Annotated in this window: 19 protein-coding genes; 4 read left to right on the forward strand and 15 right to left on the reverse strand. The window is 69.3% G+C overall.

Annotated elements, in window-relative coordinates; translation table 11 throughout:
• The first annotated feature begins 9 nt into the window (after positions 1-9).
• A complete protein-coding gene (locus TNCT6_RS06290) occupies positions 10-519 on the forward strand; it encodes a DinB family protein (protein WP_100568062.1) in 510 nt (169 codons plus the stop codon).
• 86 nt (positions 520-605) lie between these two features.
• Entirely contained in the window at positions 606-1520 is a 915-nt protein-coding gene (locus tag TNCT6_RS06295; RefSeq protein ID WP_141355415.1) for an IS982 family transposase, read from the forward strand.
• A gap of 18 nt (positions 1521-1538) precedes the next feature.
• Here TNCT6_RS06295 and TNCT6_RS06300 read toward each other — a convergent pair whose 3' ends face one another.
• Positions 1539-2462, reverse strand: coding sequence for an LLM class F420-dependent oxidoreductase (locus TNCT6_RS06300; protein WP_141357422.1), 924 nt, complete (start codon positions 2460-2462; stop codon positions 1539-1541).
• 79 nt (positions 2463-2541) lie between these two features.
• The gene (locus TNCT6_RS06305) at positions 2542-3012 is read right to left on the reverse strand and encodes a DUF6099 family protein (protein WP_141366160.1); all 471 of its coding nucleotides are present in this window, start codon (positions 3010-3012) and stop codon (positions 2542-2544) included.
• Positions 3013-3812: 800 nt separating this feature from the next.
• Here TNCT6_RS06305 and TNCT6_RS06310 point away from each other — a divergent pair.
• A complete protein-coding gene (locus tag TNCT6_RS06310) occupies positions 3813-4499 on the forward strand; it encodes an SDR family oxidoreductase (protein ID WP_141357424.1) in 687 nt (228 codons plus the stop codon).
• Between the two features lie 343 nt (positions 4500-4842).
• Here the strand turns inward: TNCT6_RS06310 and TNCT6_RS06320 are convergent, their stop codons facing one another.
• The 6 genes from TNCT6_RS06320 to TNCT6_RS06350 form a co-directional block, all read right to left on the reverse strand.
• Complete coding sequence (locus TNCT6_RS06320) at positions 4843-5709, reverse strand: hypothetical protein (protein ID WP_141357426.1); 867 nt, start codon at positions 5707-5709, stop codon at positions 4843-4845.
• A gap of 661 nt (positions 5710-6370) precedes the next feature.
• The gene (locus TNCT6_RS06325; protein WP_373996236.1) at positions 6371-7609 is read right to left on the reverse strand and encodes an IS701 family transposase; all 1239 of its coding nucleotides are present in this window, start codon (positions 7607-7609) and stop codon (positions 6371-6373) included.
• A gap of 579 nt (positions 7610-8188) precedes the next feature.
• Complete coding sequence (locus TNCT6_RS06330; protein ID WP_141357428.1) at positions 8189-9088, reverse strand: GNAT family N-acetyltransferase; 900 nt, start codon at positions 9086-9088, stop codon at positions 8189-8191.
• Positions 9089-9963: 875 nt separating this feature from the next.
• Positions 9964-10323, reverse strand: coding sequence for a hypothetical protein (locus TNCT6_RS06340; RefSeq protein WP_141357432.1), 360 nt, complete (start codon positions 10321-10323; stop codon positions 9964-9966).
• Between the two features lie 1078 nt (positions 10324-11401).
• Complete coding sequence (locus TNCT6_RS06345; RefSeq protein ID WP_141357434.1) at positions 11402-11800, reverse strand: nucleotide pyrophosphohydrolase; 399 nt, start codon at positions 11798-11800, stop codon at positions 11402-11404.
• Positions 11801-11888: 88 nt separating this feature from the next.
• Positions 11889-12278, reverse strand: coding sequence for a cell division protein SepF (locus tag TNCT6_RS06350; protein ID WP_141357436.1), 390 nt, complete (start codon positions 12276-12278; stop codon positions 11889-11891).
• 316 nt (positions 12279-12594) lie between these two features.
• Between TNCT6_RS06350 and TNCT6_RS06355 the strand changes: the two genes are divergently transcribed.
• Positions 12595-14271: a hypothetical protein gene (locus TNCT6_RS06355; RefSeq protein WP_172632815.1), complete on the forward strand. Its 1677-nt coding sequence runs from the start codon at positions 12595-12597 to the stop codon at positions 14269-14271.
• A gap of 98 nt (positions 14272-14369) precedes the next feature.
• Here the strand turns inward: TNCT6_RS06355 and TNCT6_RS06360 are convergent, their stop codons facing one another.
• From TNCT6_RS06360 to TNCT6_RS06390, 7 genes are all read right to left on the reverse strand, one after another.
• A complete protein-coding gene (locus TNCT6_RS06360) occupies positions 14370-15368 on the reverse strand; it encodes a polysaccharide deacetylase family protein (RefSeq protein WP_141357438.1) in 999 nt (332 codons plus the stop codon).
• A 44-nt stretch (positions 15369-15412) separates the two neighbouring features.
• The gene (locus TNCT6_RS06365; protein WP_141357440.1) at positions 15413-16423 is read right to left on the reverse strand and encodes a glycoside hydrolase family 11 protein; all 1011 of its coding nucleotides are present in this window, start codon (positions 16421-16423) and stop codon (positions 15413-15415) included.
• 301 nt (positions 16424-16724) lie between these two features.
• Positions 16725-17309, reverse strand: a complete 585-nt coding sequence (locus TNCT6_RS06370) for a hypothetical protein (protein WP_141357442.1) — start codon at positions 17307-17309, stop codon at positions 16725-16727.
• Between the two features lie 57 nt (positions 17310-17366).
• The gene (locus TNCT6_RS06375) at positions 17367-18116 is read right to left on the reverse strand and encodes an SDR family NAD(P)-dependent oxidoreductase (protein ID WP_141357444.1); all 750 of its coding nucleotides are present in this window, start codon (positions 18114-18116) and stop codon (positions 17367-17369) included.
• A gap of 47 nt (positions 18117-18163) precedes the next feature.
• Positions 18164-18967 (reverse strand): SDR family NAD(P)-dependent oxidoreductase, encoded by an 804-nt coding sequence (locus TNCT6_RS06380; RefSeq protein ID WP_141357446.1) that lies wholly within the window; start codon positions 18965-18967, stop codon positions 18164-18166.
• A gap of 93 nt (positions 18968-19060) precedes the next feature.
• A complete protein-coding gene (locus tag TNCT6_RS06385) occupies positions 19061-20452 on the reverse strand; it encodes an MFS transporter (RefSeq protein ID WP_141357448.1) in 1392 nt (463 codons plus the stop codon).
• Positions 20449-21342, reverse strand: coding sequence for a polysaccharide deacetylase (locus TNCT6_RS06390; RefSeq protein WP_141357450.1), 894 nt, complete (start codon positions 21340-21342; stop codon positions 20449-20451). Before TNCT6_RS06390 ends, TNCT6_RS06385 begins: the two co-directional genes overlap by 4 nt.
• Positions 21343-21432: the final 90 nt, after the last annotated feature.

A 21432-nucleotide genomic window follows, 5' to 3' on the forward strand; every position in this document is an offset into this window, starting at 1 on the left:
GCACAACCAGTGACCAGCGACAACCGCATAGGACCGCCCAGTTTTGGCAGCGAACGCGACATGCTGCGGGCTTTCCTCGACTACCACCGCGCGACCCTCGCCATGAAGTGCGAAGGGCTCACCGACGAGGAGCTGCGACAGCAGTCGATGCCGCCGTCCACGCTTTCGCTGCTCGGTCTGGTGCGGCACATGGCGGAGGTGGAGCGTGCCTGGTTCCGTCGAGTGTTCGAGGACCACGACGCGCCCATGGTCTGGTCCGACAAGATCGACTTCCAGGCGGCGTACGACGCGAGTGCGTCGACCAGAGACGAGGCGTTCGTAGCCTGGGAGGCCGAGGTGGAGACCTCGCGCCGTATCGAGCGGGAGGCCAAGTCCCTGGACCAGGCCGGGTATCAGCCACGATGGGGCGAGGAGGTATCGCTGCGGATGGTGATGGTGCACGTGCTCCTGGAGTACGGCCGCCACAACGGGCACGCGGACTTTCTGCGTGAAGGTGTCGACGGGACCGTGGGCGCCTGATTCCGCAGGGGCCACCTGTCTCCACCTGCTGAGCCGTTCCAGAGAATCACCCGCGGGGTTGGAAGGAGGGAGTCCAACGTCAGTGTGTGAAGACAGAGTTGGACTCCCTCGCCACCGCACTCTATGTGAAGACCGACGACCTGCTGAAGGACTCACCGCACCTGGCGCCCTGGCGTCCGTCGGTCGGGATCGCCGCGCAACTGACCGATGCCGAGCTGGTCACGCTCGCGATGATGCAGGCCATGCTGGGCTTCACCTCCGAGGCCAAGTGGCTTCGCCACGCCCGCGCCCACCTGCGGCACCTCTTCCCCTACCTGCCCCAGCAGCCCGGCTACAACAAGCGCTTGCGCAAGGCCACCGAGCTGCTGCGGCGGGTGACCCGGCTGCTGGCAACCGACACCTCTGTATGGAGTGATGACGTGTGGATCGTGGACTCCACGCCGGTGGAGTGCGGACGCTCCCGCGAGACCGTCAAGCGCTCCGACCTGGCCGGATGGGCCGAGTACGGCTACTGCGCCAGCCACAGCCGCTTCTTCTGGGGCCTGCGCCTGCACCTGGTGTGCACCCTGCAGGGCCTGCCCATCGCCTTCGCCCTGACCGGGGCCAAGGCCGACGAACGCGAGACCCTGCTGGACCTGCTCGCCGCCGAACCGGAACTGGTCGCCGCCCGGGCCGGGCAGACGCTGATCGGCGACAAGAACTACTTCGGCCGCGCCTTCGAGGACCAGTTGGCCGAGCAGGACATCCGGCTGCTGCGGCCGGCCCGCAAGGACGAGCCGGAGCGGGCCGGGGCACCCCTGTTCAAGCCGTTGCGGCAGGTCATCGAGTCGGTCAACGAGACCTTCAAGGGCCAGCTTGACCTCGAACAGCACCGAGGCCGCACACCGGGCGGTGTCATCGCCCGCGTCATGCAGCGCATCCTCGCGCTGACGGCCGCGATCTGGCACAACGACCACACCAGCCAGCCCGTACTACGCTCACTGACCGCCTACGACCACTGACCTCTTGGAATCGATCATCTAGGAGAGCTGCGACTGCACCTGGGTGGAGATCAGTTCCAGGTGGTCCAGGTCGGACAGGTCGAGGATCTGGAGGTAGATCCGGCCTGCGCCGATCGCGGCGTAGCGGCCGATCTTGTCGACGACCTCGGCCGGTGAGCCGGCCAGGCCGTTGGCCTTCAGTTCGTCGACCTCACGGCCGATCGCGGCGGCACGGCGGGCGACCTCCTGGTCGTCCCGGCCGACGCAGACGACGAGGGCGTTGGAGTACGTCAGGTCGTCGGGGCGCCGGCCGGCGGCCTCCGCGGCGGCCCGGACCCGGCCGAACTGCCGCTCGCTGTCCTCGATGGAGGCGAACGGGACGTTGAACTCGTCGGCGTACTGGGCGGCGAGGCGCGGCGTGCGGGTCGCTCCGAGCCCGCCGACGAGCACCGGGATCTTCGCCTGTGCGGGCTTCGGCAGCGCGGGCGAACCGCTGAGCTCGTAGTACGTCCCGCGGAAGTCGAAGGTCTTGCCGGCCTCCGTCGCCCACATCCCCGTGACGATGGCCAGCTGCTCCTCCAGGCGGCCGAATTTCTCCTTCGGGAAGGGGATGCCGTACGCCTTGTGCTCCTCGGCGAACCAGCCCGCCCCCAGGCCCAGTTCGACCCGACCGCCGGACATCCGGTCCACCTGGGCGACCTGGACGGCGAGCACGCCGGGCAGCCGGAAGGTGGCAGCCGTCATGAGCGTGCCGAGCCGGATGCGCTTGGTCTCGCGGGCGAGTCCGGCGAGGGTGATCCAGGCGTCGGTGGGTCCGGGCAGGCCGTCCACGTCGCCCATGTGGAGGAAGTGGTCGGAGCGGAAGAAGGCGTCGAACCCCAGGTCCTCGGTGGCCTTCGCCACGGTGAGCAAGGTGTCGTAGGTCGCCCCCTGCTGGGGCTCGGTGAAGATGCGAAGATCCATGCTCCCCATCCTGCACGCCGGCGGGCCCACCGGCGCACGGGCCTCACCGGGTCCCGTCGCCCTCCCGCCCCCGGTCGGGTCAAATCGCCTCCCTCTCCGGCGGCGCCTCCTCCCGCGCGGCCAGTTTCCGCACCATCTCGCGGACCCTGTCCCGGGCCTCGTCCGCCGCGTCGATCGCCTCCATGCACTGCCAGTACGTGGCCTCGTCGGCGGCCGAGCTCGCGACGCCGACGAGCGCGATGCCGGCCTCGCCGAGCAGGGCGTCCAGGCACAGCAACGCCTGCCGGGCGTCGTCCAGTTCGGTGAGCAGGGCCGCCCGTAAGTCCTCCGGATCGAGGTCCGGCGCGTCGAGGACCCCGCAGCCCCGGCCCGCCAGTTCGGTCAACCCCAGCGCCTCGCCCCGTAGTTCGGGTGGCCCGGAGACGGCGAGGCGGCTGCCGATCGCCTGCGCCAGGGCCTGCGCCTGCCACACCTCGGTCAGGATGGCGGGGGCCTCGCCGCTCCCCGCCAGGGCACGCCTGCTCGCCAGGATGAGCCGCACCGCGTCCATGCGCTGCCCCTGTCTGTCCCGACGTGCTGTTCGCACGTCCGCCCGAACACCCTTGTTCACTACCCAGAGTGAGGGCGCCTGGGACGAAAAGCCAGAGGAAGCCGGAAATCTGCGGACAACAAATCGGTTTCGGTCGGATGAACGATTTCGGAGAGTGACAACGGAGGAGGGGCTTCCCCCTTCACGCCCCTGTTCACCCTCATGGGATCGCAGAAGCCCGGCGGACTGATCAAGGCGACCCACGAGGACGTCGCCGAGACCCTCGGGTACAGCCGGCCCCCCATCACGACGGATTTGCTGATCTCTGCGGGATGGGAAAACTGGGGAGGAAGCGGCCCTGCTGGTGCGATGGCGGTGCGGCCACGGCGTGCCGGGGCCGCCAGATGAAGCCCCGCCGTTCGACCAGGTCACCGCCTGCGCCGGTGTTCTGGTGCGGCCTTGTACGTCATCTTGGCGAAGGTCGCTGTATGGGCTGGTCGCTGACGGTGGAAGGGGGAGTCCCTGCAGCCGGGAGCCGTCTCACATGCGTCGCTGCACCGGTCGGTGCACGCTGGTGGTGGAGAGGGCTTTTGCGTGGGCAAGCCTGCGGGCGCGACGACCCGACCCGGCCGTCCCGGCAGGGCCCGACATCAGGTGGAGACCGAGCCCCGGCCTGCGGGTGATGGGTTCCCCCCTCTGCGCGAGTCGTCCGTGGACCTGGGCCGGCCCAGGACGCGGTCCGGCGCGGGGCCTCCCCTTGCAGGGTCGTGCCTCGACAGGTGCCCGCTGTCATCGGCAGGCAGCAGTGGGAAGGAAGCGCGATGGAGATCAAAGGATCGACTGCCCTGGTGACGGGGGCCAATCGTGGCATCGGCCACGCGTTCGCCCGCGCGCTGATCGCGCGGGGAGCAGGGAAGGTCTACGCCGGTGTCCGCGATCCGGCGAGCGTGGGCGACGAGGACCTGACTCCGCTGCGTTTGGACGTCACCGTGCCGGAGGACGTCGCCGCGGCGGCGGCGGCCGCCGCGGATGTCACCATCGTGATCAACAACGCGGGTGTCGGAGGATTCGACACCAAGCTGCTGACGGGCTCCTTCGACGGCGCGCGCGAGGCGATGGAGATCAACTACTTCGGTACCTGGGCCGTGTCCCGCGCCTTCGCCCCGGTCCTGGCGCGCAATGGCGGCGGCGCACTGATCAACATGCTGTCGACCGCCTCCTGGGCGTCCCGGCCGGACTATCCCGGGTATGCGGCCTCCAAGGCAGCCCAGTGGTCGTTGACGGGCGCGCTGCGGGAAGGCCTGCGCGAACAGGGAACTCTCGTGATCGGTGTCCACGCCAGTTTCGTGGAGACGGATCTCAGTTCCTTCACGGACGCACCGAAGATCAGTGCGGATGATGTTGCGGAGCAGACCATGGAGGCACTGGCGAACGACCGGGTCGAAGTCCTTACCGACGAGCGGACCCGGCAGGTCAAACGTGCTCTGTCGCAACCAGTCGAACAGTGAGGAGCTGCCGGCTCGCCCCCACGGGGCTGACGGCAGCGGATCACCGCCCGGTTCCTGCAGCAGCCCGACGAGGTGCTGGATCGGCACGCCATCGAGGGCCCCGCAGCACCTCGCCGCTCCAACGGTGAGCTGGTGTTCGCCGAGCCGTGGGAAAGCCGCGCCTTCGGCATGGCCGTCACCCTGTACGAGGCGGGCGTCTTCGGCTGGACGGAATTCCAGACCTTCCGCGGTCGTCACTGCCCACGCGTCATCGTTCGGCAGCTCGTAGCACCGGCCGTTGCCCTTGAGGCCGAAGGCCGCATGTTGCGGTCCGATGGGTTGCCGCATCGGTCGATGAGTCCCCCTACGACCGTCCGTACAGCACCGGCCGGCCGGTGAACGCGTCCAGGAGGACACGGTCGCCGAGTGGCCGGTTCAGCTTCACCGTCACCGTCTCCATCAGCAGGTCCGCGGTGCAGGGACCTTCCTTCGTCCCGACGACGGAAGCGGACAGCACCACGCTCCCGCCCGTCTCCAGCACGTCCACGACAGGACCGTCGTCGCAGGCCCCGTGGCCGGAGAGCACCGTGACGGACCGGCCGTCCCTCGCGGTCCTGACCAGCTGCAACGTGTCGCCGGACCCCTCCGCGACCGGCTTGACCGGCGGCGTGAGAGGCTTCGAGGGGCGGACGGCGGCCAGCTTGAGCGGAGTGTCGTAGCCGTCCAGGGTGAAAAGCCAGGCCGGGACGGTCGCCGGGCCGCGGCTGGTGGCCACGGTCATCTCACCCAGCTTCGCCCCGGTCACGGTCAAGTGCGGTCCGTCGTCGCTGCCGCGGGCCACTGCCTCATACGCCTGCCGCGCCCCCATCAGCGGCAACGTGAGCGAGCCCCCGCTCTCCCACTTCACCCGGCCGTTCTTCCCCGGCGCGGCGGGGAGTTGGCCGCGCAGGGCGAAGTTCTGGGTCCCGTAGGCCTGCTTGTCCGATATGCCGTGGAAGGCGTCCTCGGGCAGCTCGACAGCCTCTCCGATCGGGTGGTAGCCCTTCCGCCAAGCCCGGGCGGCCTCGGAGCCGTCCCAGGCGTCGGCGACCTGACGAGCGCGGGCCTCCGCCACCAAGCCACAGCCGGTGACGGTCCCGCCCGCTGCGGCGAACAGGGCGAGGACGAGAAGCAGTTGGGCGGTGCGGGCCAGGGCGCCGGAGACGGCGGCCACAGTGGCTCGTATACGCATGCGTTCCCCAGGTGGAGAAAGGGGCCGGGCGCCGATCGTTCCTCGCAGTCCGTCTCGGCGCGGGGCCCAATGACCGTGGAGTCTGTTTGACTCACGTGATCAGATCCCTCACCGGTGGGGGCGGTTGTACGGGAATTCGAAGTTCTGGAAACGGCCTGTCAGTCGCCGTGGCGGCGGCCACCTTGCCGAGCAGCGGCGCGCGATGGGCGCCTCCAGCGGCGCCAACGAGCAGACCATGGTCCTGGCGCCGCGCGACGAAGGTTACGGAATCCGCCACGTTGGCGCGTACGGATCAATGCATCGGGATCGGTTCTCGCGACGCCGGAACGTCACTGGTGGTTGGGCAGCAGCCGACCAACGTGGTGTTGTCGTACAACGAAGCGAGCTCGACGACGCCCGTATCCCGCTGGTTGCAGCTCCTTGGCGCAGAGCTGGACGGGAGGGAGCTCACACTGAAGACATCAGACGCTACGACCTACCGTCTAATACTCCAGCAGTACTTCGCGTCTTGACCTGCGCGGTTGTCGAGCGGTGGGAGTGTAGCGGGCACCGCCCGGTCAGGGGCGGCTCCTGACCGGGCACCCCTCGAAGGAGTGTCCCCGACGGCGATAGTGGCAGTGGCGGGCCACGGCTTGGCGTCGTCGACGCCAGTGCGACCAGTTCAGCGCGTGGGTGTGGGCATGGGGGTGCTGGGGAGCGCGAGCTGCCAGGAGTCGCCGCACTTCCGCCACGGTGAGCTCGATGACCTCGGCTTCCTCACCGGTGCAGCCCCCTTTTCGCGGGCCTGCGCGGTCATGGTTGCGAGGAAGGCGTGGGCGAGCATGGCGAGGGTGATGTGCCGGTACCAGCCGACGTAGCGGCGGACCTCGTACTGGTCCAGGCCGCACTCGTTTTTTGCCGCCTGGAAGCACTCCTCGATCGCCCACCTGGTGCCGGCGACTCGCACCAGGTCGTCCACCCCCGCGTCCAGAGGTGCGTAAGCGAGGTAGTAGGCGATCTCGTCCGGCTTGCTCACGCTGCGTCGTGCCAGCGCCCACCGTCGACGCACCAACTCCCTGCCCTGGTAGTCGAATTCGGCGACTGCGGGCAGCTGTATCGCGGCCCAGTCGTATATCCGCTGGCCCTTGGCGCCCTGTCCGCACGAGCGGCGCTCCCAGGCGTCCTGCGGAGCCTGGGCGAAGAGGTGATCGATGCGCGGGCATCCCACGGTGAACTGGGACTTCGGCACAGCCACGACGTAGCCGACACCGGCGTTCTCCAGCATGCGGCGGAAGCGGCATTCCTGGCCGTAGGCGGAGTCCGCGGTGACCCAGGCGATCGGCAGCGGCGAGGCCAGTGCGCGCAGCACGATCGCCTTGGCGAGGGCGCCCTTGGTCGCGAACTCGCACTCGTCGGGGATCTTCGCGGCGCGGCAGCGGTCACGATCGGTGGTCCAGGACTTGGGCAGGTACAGCTCCCGGTCCACCAACGCGCGGCCGGTGGAGCTGGCGTAGGCGGCGAAGACGCCTATCTGGCAGTTCTCGGTGCGGCCGGCGGTGCCGGAGTACTGGCGTTGTACACCGGCCGAGGTGGTGCCCTTCTTGATGAACCCGGTGTCGTCCACGATCAGTACCCCGTTGGGGCGGCCGATGCTCTTGGCGACGAAAGCCTGCAGGTCGTCGCGGATGTCGTCAGGGTTCCAGCGGGCGCGGGAGAGCAGGTGCTGCAGGCCGTCCGGGGTGGCGTGGCCGGCGTGCTCGGCCAACTGCCAGCTGTTTTTTCGGGCCACCGGCGCCAGCAGTCCGCGTACGTAGGCTCGCATGCGGCGGCGGGGCTCGACTCGGCCGAAGCGGTGTCCGATGTCGGTGAAGAGGTTGTCCAGGTCGTGGTCCCAGGTCTCGGCTGCCTGTTCGGTTGCGATCACGACGGGAGGCTTCCCGGCCCCGGGACACCGCTTGCCGTCGGGGACACTCCTTCGAGGGATGCCCGGTCAGAAGCCGCCCCTGACCGGGCGGTGCCCGCTACACTCCCACCGCTCAACAACCGCGCAGGTCAAGACGCGAAGTACTGCTGGAGTACTAATACTCCAGCTGTAGATCGTGATCTTGTTGGCGGAGGCCGGTCCGAGAACGGGTGCGTCCACCGGTGATCATCGTGAGTTGTGTGGACTGACGACGAGACGGTGGCTGCTGGCCACAGCAGAGATCCCGCACGTCACGGACAAGGGATCCGGACCCGTCCTCGGACCGGACCCCTCACCGCGTGCTGCTCCTCGCTAGTGCTGTGGCCGGGAAGGTTTGCCGGGAAGCTCGCGGCGTCCGGTGCTGGGGGCACCTCCCACGCCCTTCAGGCAGTGGGGGAACATCGCAAGGCGGAGCATCACCCGCGTACCGGATGTACTCGGGTGATGCGACAACGCGGCATGGGGGCACCCCCGGCCGAAGGCTGGGGGAGTGCCCTGCCGGGCGCCGCGAGCCGGTGAACCTTTCCGGTCACAGCACTAGGCCGCTTGGCGCGCCGGGTGGAAGTTGATGCGTTCGCTGACGACGGGGAAGTCGGCCTTGGCGAAGTTCGCGGCCATGGGGAAGTTGCCCCGGTCCGTCGCTCCGCTGACGAACTCTGCGCCCTGTTCGACGAGGAAGTGGGTGCATTCCGCGAGGAGGTCGTAGGCGTAGCCGTGACCGCGCTGTTCCGGGACGACTCCGATAAAGCCGATGGTCGGTCCGGAGGGGTTGTGAGCCGGGATGTGGATGCCGGCCAGGTCGCCCTCTGGCGTGTGCGCGATCTGCCACCACTCCCGGGGGGAGGGGCACCAGTGGAAGAAGTCGAGTTCCTCCTGGGCGGCCTGGTCGAGGCCGCCCTCCTTGATGGCCTTGAGCGCGTGGGCGTCCAGGGTGACGGAGTGGATGCGGCGCAATGCGTCGAAGAACACGGTGTCGTCGGGTTCGGCGCTGAAGCGCAGGCGTCCGGGCCGCTCGGGCAGACCTCGCTCCGGGGTCCAGCGGTACAGGAAGCGTTCCACCAGGAGTTCGTACCCGGCGGCTCGTGCGGCGGCGAAGCGTGCCTCGGCGGCGGGGCGCAGGTCGGGCTGGTCCCGCCAGCCGCCGGGCAGGTTGATCTCGAGTTCGACCTGCCAGGGGGCGGAGCGCAGGAGCTCGGCCCCCGCCTCCTCCTCGCCCTCGGTCACGTCGAACCAGTTGATGTTGACGGGCTCCGAGTCGTCGGGGCCGCCCCACCATGCGCCGCGTGCGATGACCTCGCCGTCGCGCAGGGCGACGCGCTTCCAGTCAGGGCGGAACCGGGTACGCCGATGGCCTTCACGGGCGCCCAGTGGGTCGGGGAGTTCGTCGAAGAGATGGGCGTCGCTCGCGGTGAGCGCGCGGATGACCGGATCGGTCATGGATTCCTCCGGGATGCAGGCTGCTTGGAGCGCTCCCGGTCAGAAGTTACGAACCACGCCGGGACAGCGGAAAGGGAGCGCTGGAAAGGTGTGAACCGCACGGCACTCGCCTCCTTCCGTCCATCTCAGGGCGTGGAGCCACACAGTACGTGATCTTCCGCGGATCCGTCCATGGATTTCCGCGGCCCTTGGAAGAAGGGGTTCGTGGGACGATGCTGAGCGCTCTCAAAGGCCTGTGGTGCCTTGATACTCCGCCCATGGATCGTGATCTTTATGCTCGTTGGGTTGCCTGGCGCCGGTGGTGGCGGGTTCGTGCGCGGGCTTGGTGACGACGCCGCCAAAGGGTCCAGCGGAGACGTCGGCCCAGGTCGGGGTCTGGTTGTCCTCTCGTGACACCTCTGCGTCGTCTCCGAACCCTCGTGGCACCGCTGTGTCCCCTTCCGTACGTGCCACTCCAAGCCCGAAAGTGCTTGAATTCGGCCAGACGGCCATGGTGGACGGCATCGAGACGACCGTAGTCAAGTTCGACAGTGCTCGCGCCCTTGGCCGGGAGGTATCGGCCTCCTTCACCTTCGCTGCGACCGCTCACAAGGGTGACCGAAGCGCTCCCGATTTCACTGTCGCCTGCTCCAACGGGAAGCTGGAGAAAGGCACGGTGTGGAAACCGTCGTCGCAGAGTGGCGTATTCCCCAGACCGCCGTCGATGCCATCAATGCGAAGGTGGTTGATTAATTAGCTCTGCATCGCGGACGAACCGAAACCACTGGCAGCGCCGGATTTATTAACTGCGATGCCGCTGAGACGACCACGAGGTCAACGGAACGGCTTTGGGCTGGAGTTTCAATGACCGAGTCAAGGGCGCATGCGGCACTCGATCAGTCCTTCTGGGTCTCCTGGTCGCTGAGCATCGCCTCGCGTGCGGTGACGACGCTCTCCGCCCAGCTTTTTGCGGCGTTGGCGAAGTGTTTCGTTTCGGCCGGGGCGCGGCTGGCGTACTTCGTGAGGTTCGTGGACTCGATCTGCGCGACGAGGCGGACACTCTCCGCCTGGGCGCGCACGTCGCCCCTCTCCCCCTTGACCGCTTTGGTCTCTTCGTCTATCGCCTCACGGAGGTGTTCAACCGAGGTGCGGATATCCGTGGTCGACTTCTTGGCCTCGGCATCGGCGCCGGTTCCGCAGCCGACCAGCCCAGCGAGCAGGACGGCCGTGATGACGGCGATGGTGCGGGTGTGCATGGTTCCCCCATGTATGGACCGGTAGGCGCATCATGCTCAGCGTGCGTGGTGTGTGAAGCTGCCGTGTCTATGTTGTGACTCGCTGCGCTTCCGTGATCTGCCAGGCCCCGTGCCGGATGCCGGCTGCGAGAAATCTGGCCTCCTCCTTGTCAGGTCGACCATCGCGGACCGCTGGCGCTGGAAGGGTGGCAGTCGAGCAGCGTTTGGAGTGGCCGCTGGGGTCCGCCTCTATACGCCTTCGTCCACTGCGGTTGGTGTCAGCCATTGACGTCGCTCGACAGATGCTGAGTGCCCCGACCTTCCGGCATCCGCTGCGGTTGCTGTCAGCTACTGGTGTCCGCTCCTCGGCGTCGGAACAAGTGTCGGGTGCCGCGCATGAAGAGGATGAACACTGTCCGGGCGGCCATGAACACGGTGGTGAGGCCGAGCGCACGGGCACTCGTGTCAGAGATCGTGGTCCAAGGATCGGGTACGTCAAGAAGGAGCGAGAGCTCTCCGATCGCTACAGTCAGCCCGAACATGAACGGCAGCCATTCCCAGTGAGTCCGTGAGCCCCACTTCACTGCTGTCTGCCGCTTGTGCCGCTGCCGACGAGTTGCCCGGCTGAGGATGACGCTTAGGACGATCAGCGAAAGGGGCACCCATAGGTCCCACCAGTGCACAGTGAGCTGCACGCTCCTCCCCCCTTACTGTTCTGAGGCCTGCTTATATGGGCGGTGAGCCTGTCGCGCGGTCGGCGGAGCGGCTTTGGGGCGGGAGTTTCAATGACCGAGTCAAGGTCATGGGCCGTCCTCCACCAGTGAGGGCGGCACCTCGTCTCGGAGATCGTTTGCGCCTCAGCCCGCGAAAGTCAGTCACGACGGCGGGCACGCTGACCGATCAGGCGCGCGTATGCCTCGCCGAGCCCCGCCGGCCTCAGCCACGCTGCCGGCTTTGTGGCGTCGAGTTGAGTCAAGCCGTCTGCGGGATGGGCCGGATGGGGGTGAAGGCCCGGTCGTCGCGCAGGAGAGCCCACAGCACACTCGTGCTCCTGCGCAGCAAGCGGGAACAGGCCCGACGGTTCGAGCGGAACTGGGGATCACGCCCCCGGCTCGCCCGGCTCCGTCCATTCCCCGGGTTCCGCCGCCGGTTCCCCTGGCTTCCCCGGCACCGGAAACCGCCGCTCGTTCCGGTCGATCTTCGCCGCCAGCGCCGCCAGCGGATCGACGCCGAGCACCTCGCACAGTTGCAGCAGATACGCGAGGACGTCCGCGACCTCGTCGCGCACACGGTGCGCGGTCCCGGGGTCCGCCATGACGCCGGCCGACTCCTCCGGGGTCAACCACTGGAAGATCTCGACCAGTTCGGACGCCTCCACGCTGAGAGCGGCGACCAGGTTCTTCGGCGTGTGGTACGGCTGCCAGTCGCGCGCGGCGGCGAACTCCGCCAACCGCCGCTGCAACCCGGCCAGATCCGGATGCTCGGATTCCTCAGTCACACCATCAGGTCTATCACCCGCGGCTCCCCCACCGGCGCGGCCCCGGCTCACGGCGCGACCCGCGGGCTCACGGGCACAGTCCCCGGGCTCACCCGCCCGGAACGGCCGCGCCCGGGATGAGTCCGCTCACCTCGGTGCCGGGCGGCGTGAGCAGGAACACGTTGCGGTCGACGCGGTGCATCCCGCTGCCCAGCCCGAAGACGACACCGGTACTGAAGTCCAGGACCCGCTTGGCGACCTCGCCCTCGGCGCCGGTCAGATCGAGGAGCACCGGTACGCCCGCCATCAGGGTCTCGGCGACATCCCGGGCGTCCGCGAACACGTTGACCCGCAGGACGACGAAGCGGCGGCGTGCCTCCGTCGTCGCCTCCGGTGGCACGCGGCGGTTCACCGCGGACGGCCAGGCGTCGCGGCCGCGCAGCGGAACGACCTGGGCGAGCCCCTCCCACTGCTCATCGGTGACGTCGTGACTGTTCACCGGCTCCCCCTGCCCTGACTCGCTTGCCTCACCTGCACCAGCCAATTCTTACGCGACGTCACCCTTTCGGCCCAACAGCGACACGGTGCGCGACAGGAGGTCACGAGAGTGCCCGAAAGAGACATCATCTCAACGTATATCGATCGCCCGTCACACGCGGGTTGACCGTTTCCCACCCGAAAGTGGCTTCTTACCGCGCTCACACCGGACTCTTCACCGCCCGCCGCGCGCCGCTCACCGGATCCGATTAGGTTCGGGTGTCGTGCACTTGGCAGAACAACAGCTGGTGGCACCCGGTCGGCGGACACTGTCGGCGGTGTCCGCCCCGGAACCGCCGGCCCAGTGGCATCGCGTCCTGACGCTACTGGCCGTCGTGAGTCTCTTCATCGGTACCCGGGCGGTGTGGACGCAGGCCGCGTCCCGGCTGCTCCCCGTCGCCGGCGTCATCTGCCTGTGCTACGCCTCGATCCTGGTCTGCGCCGTGCTGACCCTGGTGGTCCGCCGCACGAGGTCCCTGGCCCGCGTGGACCTGTGCGTGCTGCTGACCGCCGTGACGCTCACCGTGTGCGCGTGGCTCATGAACCACGCGGGCGGCGACGAAGCGGTCCTCACCGCGCAGGCGGCGAGGGAACTGGTCGCCGGGCACACGGTGTACGGGCAGCCGTGGCCCTGGCTCTTCCACGGTCCCGTGCCGCTCACGCCCACCGTGGACGGCAGCTACGACTACACCTACGGCTACCCCCCGCTGGCGGTGCTGCTGACCGCGCCCCTGCTGTGGCTCGGGCACGACGGCGCCCCCGCGACGGCGGTGAGCACGGGCGCGCTGATCGCCGGCACGGTGGTCCTGTGGCGGATGCTGCCGCCACGGTGGCGCCCGGCGGCCACCATGGTGTGCCTGGGCCTCGGTCTCCTGCCGCCCTACGGGCGCCTCGGCTATCCGGCGGTCCTCGCCCTGGCGCTGCTGATCCCGGTCGTGGTGCGCTGGCCGCGGATCGGGCAGGGCGGACGGCTCGGCGCGGCCGGACTGGCCCGGGCCGCGTGCCTGGGCGCGGCGTGCGCGGCGCAGCAACTCCCGTGGTTCGTGACGCCGTTCCTGCTGGCCGGTGTCTACGCGGTGCGCCGCGGCGAACTGGGCCCCCGACAGGCCCTGTCGGTGGTGCTCCGGCTGCTCGGGGCCGCCGTCACCACATGGCTGCTGATCAACACGTACTTCATCGCGAGCGAGCCGGGCGAGTGGCTGCGCGGCATCGCGCTGCCGCTGACCCAGGGCGCGGTGCTGCACGGACAGGGCCTGGTGGACGTGTCCCTGTACTTCACCGACGGCAGCGACCGCCTGGACTGGTACTCGCGTGCCAGTGTGCTTCTCGCCGCGGCCCTGCTGGCCGTGTTCGTGCTCTTCGTACGGCGGCTGGGCCCGGCGGCGACCGTCCTGCCCTGGTGCGCCTTCTTCCTGGCGACGCGCTCCCAGGACGGCTACTACCTGATGATGACGCCGCTGTGGCTCACCGCCGCCGTCACCGCGCCCGCCTCCGAGTTCGCGCGGGCCTGGCAGCCCCGGCCGCGCCCGCTGTCGGGGCCGCACCGGCGCCCGGCCCGCATCGCGGCGGCCGGACTCCTGGTCCTCCCCGCACTGGTCAGCGCGACCGTGGCGGTGACGGGCAGGCCACCGCTGGCCATGCGGGTCACGGCGGTGCAGCGGTCCTCCGCCACGCACGTCTCCCGGCTGACCCTCCAGCTCACCAACACCAGCGGCGATCCCCTCACGCCCCACTTCATCCTCACCAAGGGCAAGGGCATGGGCAGGTTCTGGTCGCTGGTGAAAGGTCCGGCCACGATCCCGGCGCACTCCACCGCCCGCGTCGAACTACGGGCGCCCCGCACCGGGTTCACCGTCCCCGGTCCCCATACCCGCGTCCGTCTGCGCGCGTTCACGGCCACCCCGCAGACGCTGTCGAGCCAGGACGTCTCGCTGACGGCGCCGAAGAAGGGGTGAGCGCGCGGAGGCCCGCTTCCGGTGGCCCCCGCGCGCGCTCGCGCCGGCCGCGAACCGCCGGTGGCGCGGCGGCCGTGGTCCGCCGCGCCACCGGACGACTAACTCGTACTGCAGGAGACCGTCGGCCAGGTCCAGGTGCCGTTGGTCTGTATGGTCACGCCCCAGTTGTTGCCGTTGCCGTTGGGCTTGGCCACCAGCACCTGCGAACTCGGATAACTCGCACTGATGTTCCAGGTCGCGATGATCTTCTCCGGCGACGGAACGTTCATCGTCACCGTCCAGTTGCTGGAACCGCTCACCGACACGTTCAGGTTGTACCGGTCACTCCACTGCTGACCCGCCGACAGCGTCGCGGTACACCCACCGGTGCCACCACCACCGCCGCCACCGCCGCCGGAGCCGCCTCCGTCGGGGGCCACGGCGCGGCCGGTCTGCGGGGAGATCATGCCGGAGCACAGGCCCTTGGAGGCCAGGGTCTGCGCGATGCGCGGAATCGCGGCGAGCGTGTTGGCGGGCCACTCGTGCATGAGGATGATCTGGCCGTTGCCGAGCCGGGAGACGGCCTGCACGATCGCGTCGGTGCTCGCGCCGTTCCAGTCCTGCGAGTCGACGTCCCAGATGATCTCGGTCAGGCCGTACTTGGCCTCGACCGACTTCAGCGTCGAGTTGGTCTCGCCGTAGGGCGGCCGGAACAGCTTCGGCGTACCACCGCCCGCGGCGGCGATGGCCTGCTGGGTCCGGGAGAGTTCCGAGTCGATCTGCGACTGGCTCTGCTGGATCAGGTGCGGGTGGGTGTAGCTGTGGTTGCCGACCCACATACCGGCGTCGACCTGGGCCCGTACCTGGGCCGGGTAGGAGGCCGCGAACTGGCCCTCGTTGAACATCGTGGCCCGCAGCCCGTTCTGCTTCAGCGCGTTGAGCAGGGCCGGGGTGCGGTCGTTGGACGGGCCGTCGTCGAAGGTGAGTCCGACGTACCCGTTGCAGGTGGCCGCGTACGACGGAGTGGCGTCGACGGTCAGGGAGCCCGCCACGGCCAGCGCCGTGACGGCCAGTCCCGCGAACAGGGACCGCAGTGACGCAAGTGGTCTGGTTCTCATGCGGCTTGGGACCTTTCTGAAGGGGGTCTTCGGGGTCGGCGGGGTCAGCTCGCGCTGCAGGAGACCGTCGGCCAGGTCCAGGTGCCGTTGGTCTGTATGGTCACGCCCCAGTTGTTGCCGTTGCCGTTGGGCTTGGCCACCAGCACCTGCGAACTCGGATAACTCGCACTGATGTTCCAGGTCGCGATGATCTTCTCCGGCGACGGAACGTTCATCGTCACCGTCCAGTTGCTGGAACCGCTCACCGACACGTTCAGGTTGTACCGGTCACTCCACTGCTGACCCGCCGACAGCGTCGCGGTACACCCACCGGTGCCACCACCACCGCCGCCACCACCACCACCGCCACCACCGGAACCGGCGTCGCCCACGGTGATGTTGGAGTTGCCGCTGCTCTGGTAACCCTCGGTCGCCATGATCATGTAGTTGAAGGTGCCCAGCTTCATTCCCTTGCCGGCCCAGGCGTCGAAGTGGCTGCCGGTGGTGATGGTTCCACCGGTCTTCTTCGACTGGCGGACGCTCCAGTACTGGTCGAAGGTCCGGGTGCCCTCGATGGAGGGGGCGTTGACCCGTGTCGTCTTGTAGATGTCGTACGTGCCGCCGTCGCTGGTGACGGTGCCCATGTATGTTCCGGTGGGCCGGTAGGTGCCCCAGTTGTCGACGACGTAGTACTCGACGAGCGGGTTGGTCGTCCACCCGTAGAGGGCGAGGTAGGCGTTGCCGGACGGGTTGAAGCTGCCCGAGTAGTTCACGCTCCTGCGTCCGCCGGTGCTCCAGCCCTTGCCGGCGACGAAGTTGCCGGTGTTGCTCCATGAGGTGCTGTAGTTGCCGCCGGACCCCATGTTCATGGAGACGGTGCCCGGGCTGTCGGTCCAGAACGAGTAGTAGTAGCCGTTGTTGGTGCCGGTCTGGTTCGAGGTGACGACCGTGTCGGCGCTGGCGGCGCCCGGCAGTGTCATCGCGGCCATGACAACCAGGGCGGCGGTGCAGAGACTCCTGATGAACCACGTGAAGCGACCGCGTCTGCGGCCGTTCTCCCGGAAGAGCGTGTTCATGTCCGTGCTTCCTCCTCGTGAGGGTGGTGGGGGGCGGGCAGCACGGCAGGACCTCACGGAACGGCCGGCTGCCAGGAGGTGACGCAGCGGTGAGAAGTGTTGAGCCGGGCCCGTCGGGTGTCAACAGTTTCGGTCGGAATTTCGAAACGTTCGCTCGGGCCGGGAGCCGCACGGAGGCGTGTTTTACCTGCTCAGAGCAACAGTCACCGGAACCGTCCAAGTGTGCCCGAGCAGACGCCGATGCTCTAGATCAACTTTAAGGCCGACACCTTCGAAAGTTTCGAGGATGTCGGCCCACTCACTACGCCCCGTACAGGTCCTCAGACGCACGCACCGGCAGGTGGCAGGCCGTCAGGTGCCGGGCCGCACCGGCCGCGCCGACTCCGCGGACCAGGATCGCGCCCCCGCGCTCCGGGCCGTCCGAGGTGGCCTCCAGGACCCTGGCCCGTACGGCGCCGGACCCGATCTCCACCAGCACGGTGCGCGCCCCGGCGGGGTCCGGGAGGGTGACCTCCAGCGAGGCGTCCGGTTCGGTCCGGGCCACGGCGGCGCACCACACCGCGACCGTGGCCGGGTCCCAGCCGCCCGGCACCTCGACGGGCACGGTGGCGGCCGGGCCCCGCAGCGACAGCCGGCCCGCCGGCCGCGCACCGCGCTCGGCGGCCGCCCGCCACAGCGTGTCCAGGTCCGCCGCGTGCACGGTCCGGCCGACCCGGTCGCCGAGCAGGTATCCCGCGGACAGCCAGGCCCGGACCCGCAGTCCCGATCCGGGCCCCAGGAGCCGTTCGGTCCGCGCCGCGCGGGCGGCCAGGACGGCGCGGCCGGGCGGGGCCAGGACGTCCTCCCAGCGCGGTACGGAACGGCCCGCTCCGCAGGCTCCGCACATCGTGGCTCCCTCCTGTCAGGGCATCAGGGCATGGGCATGGGCATCAGGGCATGGACATCACGGCATGATGTCGCCGCTGTTGGGTCCGAGGGTCTGCCCCACGTAGAGGTTGCCGCCCGGATCACTGGCCAGCAGCACGGCGGTGGGGGCGACTTCCGCCGGGACCCCGAACCGGCCGAGGGGCAGCTCGGCCTGCTTGGCCTGCTTCCAGTCCTCGCTGATCCCCTCCACCAGTGGGGTGAACACCGGTCCCGGAGCGATGGCGTTGACCAGCACCCCGTGCGGGGCGACCTCACGGGCCAGGGCCTTGGTCAGCCCGATGACGCCGGCCTTGGCCGCCGAGTAGTGCACCAGGCCCTCGCCCCCCTTGATGCCCAGCTGGCTGGCGATGTTGATGACCCGTCCGCTGCCGCGCGCGACCATGTGCGGGACCGTCCACCGGCAGCACAGGAACACGCTGCGCAGATCGATCGCGATCATCTCGTCCCAGGTCTCGACGTCCATCTCGACCAGCGGAACCTCGGTGAGGATCCCCGCGGAGTTGACCAGGACGTCGGGCACGCCCAGGGCGGCCACACAGCTCTCCACCATCTGCCGGGTCTGCTCCGCGTCGGCCACGTCGACGACCGCGGTGGCCGTCCTCGTGCCCTGCCGCGCGTAGCGCTCGGCCAGGGCGGCGAGCCGGTCGGCGTCGCGGTCGGCCAGGAAGAGCCGCGCGCCCTCGGCCGCGTAGGCGTCGGCGATGGCCGTGCCGATGCCGCTCGCCGCGCCGGTCACCAGGGCGACCTGATCCTGGAGGAGTCCCATGCCGTTCACCTTTCCGCGCTGTTCCGTGTGCTGCCGCCGCCGCGCCGTCACTCCGGCCACCGGACCGTCAGACCGCCGTCCACGATCAGCTCCTGCCCGGTGATGTACGCGGCGTCGTCGCTGGTGAGGAAGCGGATCGCGCGGGCGACCTCGTCGGCGTGACCCACCCGGCCCGCCGGGATGCTCCGGCCGGCCCGCTCCAGCCCGGCGCGGCCCAGCGAGTTGGCCTCGTCGAGCGACTGCGGGGTCTCGATCAGCCCGGGGATGACGGTGTTGACGCGGATGCCGCGCGGGGCGAGTTCGGTCGCCAGCGACCGGCACAGCCCCAGCACCCCGCTCTTGGCGGCGGCGTAGTGGGCGTGGTCGTCCCAGCCGTACACCCCGCCGGCGATGGAGGAGACCGCCACCATGGCACCGGGGCCGGTCATCACCGCGGCGGCGGAGCGGAAGGTGCGCAGCACACCGGTCAGGTCGACCGAGAGCATGTCGTTCCAGGCGTCGTCGTCGAGTTCCGCCAGGGCGGCCCGGCGCAGCACACCGGCGCCGGCGACGGCGATGTCCAGCCGCCCGTACGTCTCCACGGCGGACCGGGCCAGGGCGTCGACCTGTCCGCTGTCCCGGACGTCGACCGCGACCGCGGTGCACCGGCCGCCGGCGGCCTCGACCAGCCGTATGGTCTCCTCCGCGCTGTGCGGGTCCTTGGGGTAGAAGCCGACGACGCTGTCGGCCCCGGCGCGCGCGTACGCGACCGCCAGGGCGCGGCCGATGCCGCTCGCGCCGCCGGTGATGACGGCCACCTTTCCGGCCAGTCCGTCGTCGCGGGCGGGTGCGGTGTGCTCGTGGGAGGACATGTCCTGCCTTTCGTGGGGTTCCCGGTGCGTGGCGGGTGCGGGCCGCCACGCACCGGGATGCGAGGGGGGACGGGGGCTCGGTGGGACGGGGGCTCAGTGCGCCGCGGCGAGGGAGGCGGGCTCGTCGTCCTCGTCCTGGCTGACCTTGCGGGCGCCGAGCATCAGGACGCCGGAGAGGAACATCCCGAGGGCGCCCGCGATGAACGCGGCGGTGGTGGCGCCGGCGCCGAGGCCGATGATCGCGCTGAGCAGGGCCGAGCCGATGATCGCGCCGACCGGGCCCATCACATGGGCGGTGTTGGAGCCGATGCCCCGGACCCGGGCCGGGAACGACTCGCCCATGTAGAAGAGCATCGCCGAGTACGGTCCGTTGAGGAAGAACAGGCCCAGCGCGTACATGGGGATGACGTAGGCGCTGCTGTTGGGTCCGAAGAGCATCGCGGTCATCACGACGCCGCCGATGCTCCAACCGACGATGATGGTCGCGCGCCGGCCGATCCGGTCGCCGAGGTATCCGTGGAAGAGGTAGCCGAGGAATCCGGCGAGGTTGGCCAGGATCAGCACGACCAGCGCGCTGGAGAACGAGACGCCCTTGCCGTCGGTGAGCACGGTGGTGCCCAGTACCGAGAAGACCTGGATGCCCATCCAGTTGAACAGCCACGCGCCGGACAGGCACAGGGTGTGGCGCCGCAGGTCCGGGGCGAAGAGCTGGCGCAGTCCCGACTCGTTGTCGCGGCTGATGTCCAGGCTGTAGAGCTCCGCCAGCCGGGCCGCGTCGTCCTCGCGGCCCTCCTTGCGCAGTTCGCGGGTGCGCTTCAGGGCGACGAAGGAGGGCGACTCGCGGAGCTTGGACCCGGCGACGAGGATGACGACGACCGGGAAGGTGGCCAGCAGGAAGATCCAGCGCCAGCCCATCAGCGGCAGCAGCACGGCGGCGAACGCCGATGCCAGGAGGGCCCCGACCGGCCAGCCGCTCTGCACGAAGCTGAACAGGAAGCCGCGCCGCCGGCTCTTTCCGTACATCTCGTTGAGGTAGACGCTGTTGACGACCTCTTCGGAGTAGCCGAGGCCCGAGATGGCGCGGACCCCGATCAGCGAGGCGGCGCCGCCGACCAGGGCGGTGAAGCCGGAGGAGAGCGCCGCGCCCGCCGTGGTGACGATCAGGCTCGGCTTGCGCCCCCACCGGTCCAGCATCGGCCCGACCAGCAGCGAGACGACGAAGGTGCCGACCGTGACGCCGGTCGCGATCGCCGTGGCCTGACCGGTGGTCCAGCCGAACGTCTCGGAGATCTTCGGCAGCAGGGTGCCGAAGAGGACGAAGTCGTAGACCGAGAAGACCCAGGCCAGGAAGCAGACCACGGTGGTGGTCATGATGGTGCGCCGGCTCAGGGTGGGCGGGCCCTTGAGGAGGACCTCGTCCGAGGGCGTGCCGGTGCGGGGCCACTCGGTCTCGTGGACTATTCCGGGGTTCTGCGCGGTGGTCATCTGCTGTCGCCCTTCTGACGCGGGTTGCGGGCGGCGAAGTCGTCCGCGATCTGGTCGAAGGTCACCCAGCGGACGCCTTCGTGGGAGTTGATGTGGTCGATCAGCCGCTCCAGCATCAGCAGCACCTGCGGGCGGCCGGCCACGTCGGGGTGGATGGTCATGGTGAAGGCGGCGTGGTCCATCTCCCGGTGCACCCAGTCGAACTGGTCGCGCCACATCTGCTCGATGTCACGGGGGTTGACGAAGCCGTGGCTGTTCGGGCTGGCCTTGATGAACATCATCGGAGGCAGGTCGTCGAGGTACCAGTTGGCCGGGATCTCGATGAGGTCCGTCTCGTGTCCGCGGACCAGGGGCTTCATCCAGGTGTCGGCCGGCTTGCTGTAGTCGATCTTCGTCCAGGAGTCGCCGACCCGGACGTAGTACGGCTCGAAGTCCCGGTGCATCAGCGAGTGGTCGTACTTGATGCCCCGCTCCAGCAGCAGTTCGTTGGTGACCGGGCTGAACTCCCACCAGGGGGCCACATATCCGGTCGGACGGCGGCCGGAGCGGGTCTCGATCAGCTCGATGCAGCGGTCCAGGACCGCTGACTCCTGCTCGCGGCTCATGGCGATCGGGTTCTCGTGGCTGTAGCCGTGCACGCCGATCTCGTGGCCGGCGGCGACACAGGCGTCGAACTCCTCCGGGAAGGTCTCGACGGAGTGGCCGGGCCAGAAGAACGTCTGGGTCAGGCCGCGGCGCCGGAACAGCTCCAGCAGGCGCGGCACGCCGACCTCGCCCGCGAACAGCCCGCGGGAGATGTCGTCGGGCGAGTCCTCGCCCCCGTAGGAGCCGAGCCATCCGCCGACGGCGTCTACGTCCACACCGAAGCCGACGAGGATTTCCTTGGTCATCGACATCTCCTTGTTCTTGATGGGGTTGCTGTGGGTGGGCTCTTGATGGGGTTGGTTGCTGTGGGGGGGGGTCGGAAGGACCGGGATGGG

Origin of the sequence: Streptomyces sp. 6-11-2 (assembly GCF_006540305.1) — a bacterium.
GTDB lineage: Bacteria > Actinomycetota > Actinomycetes > Streptomycetales > Streptomycetaceae > Streptomyces.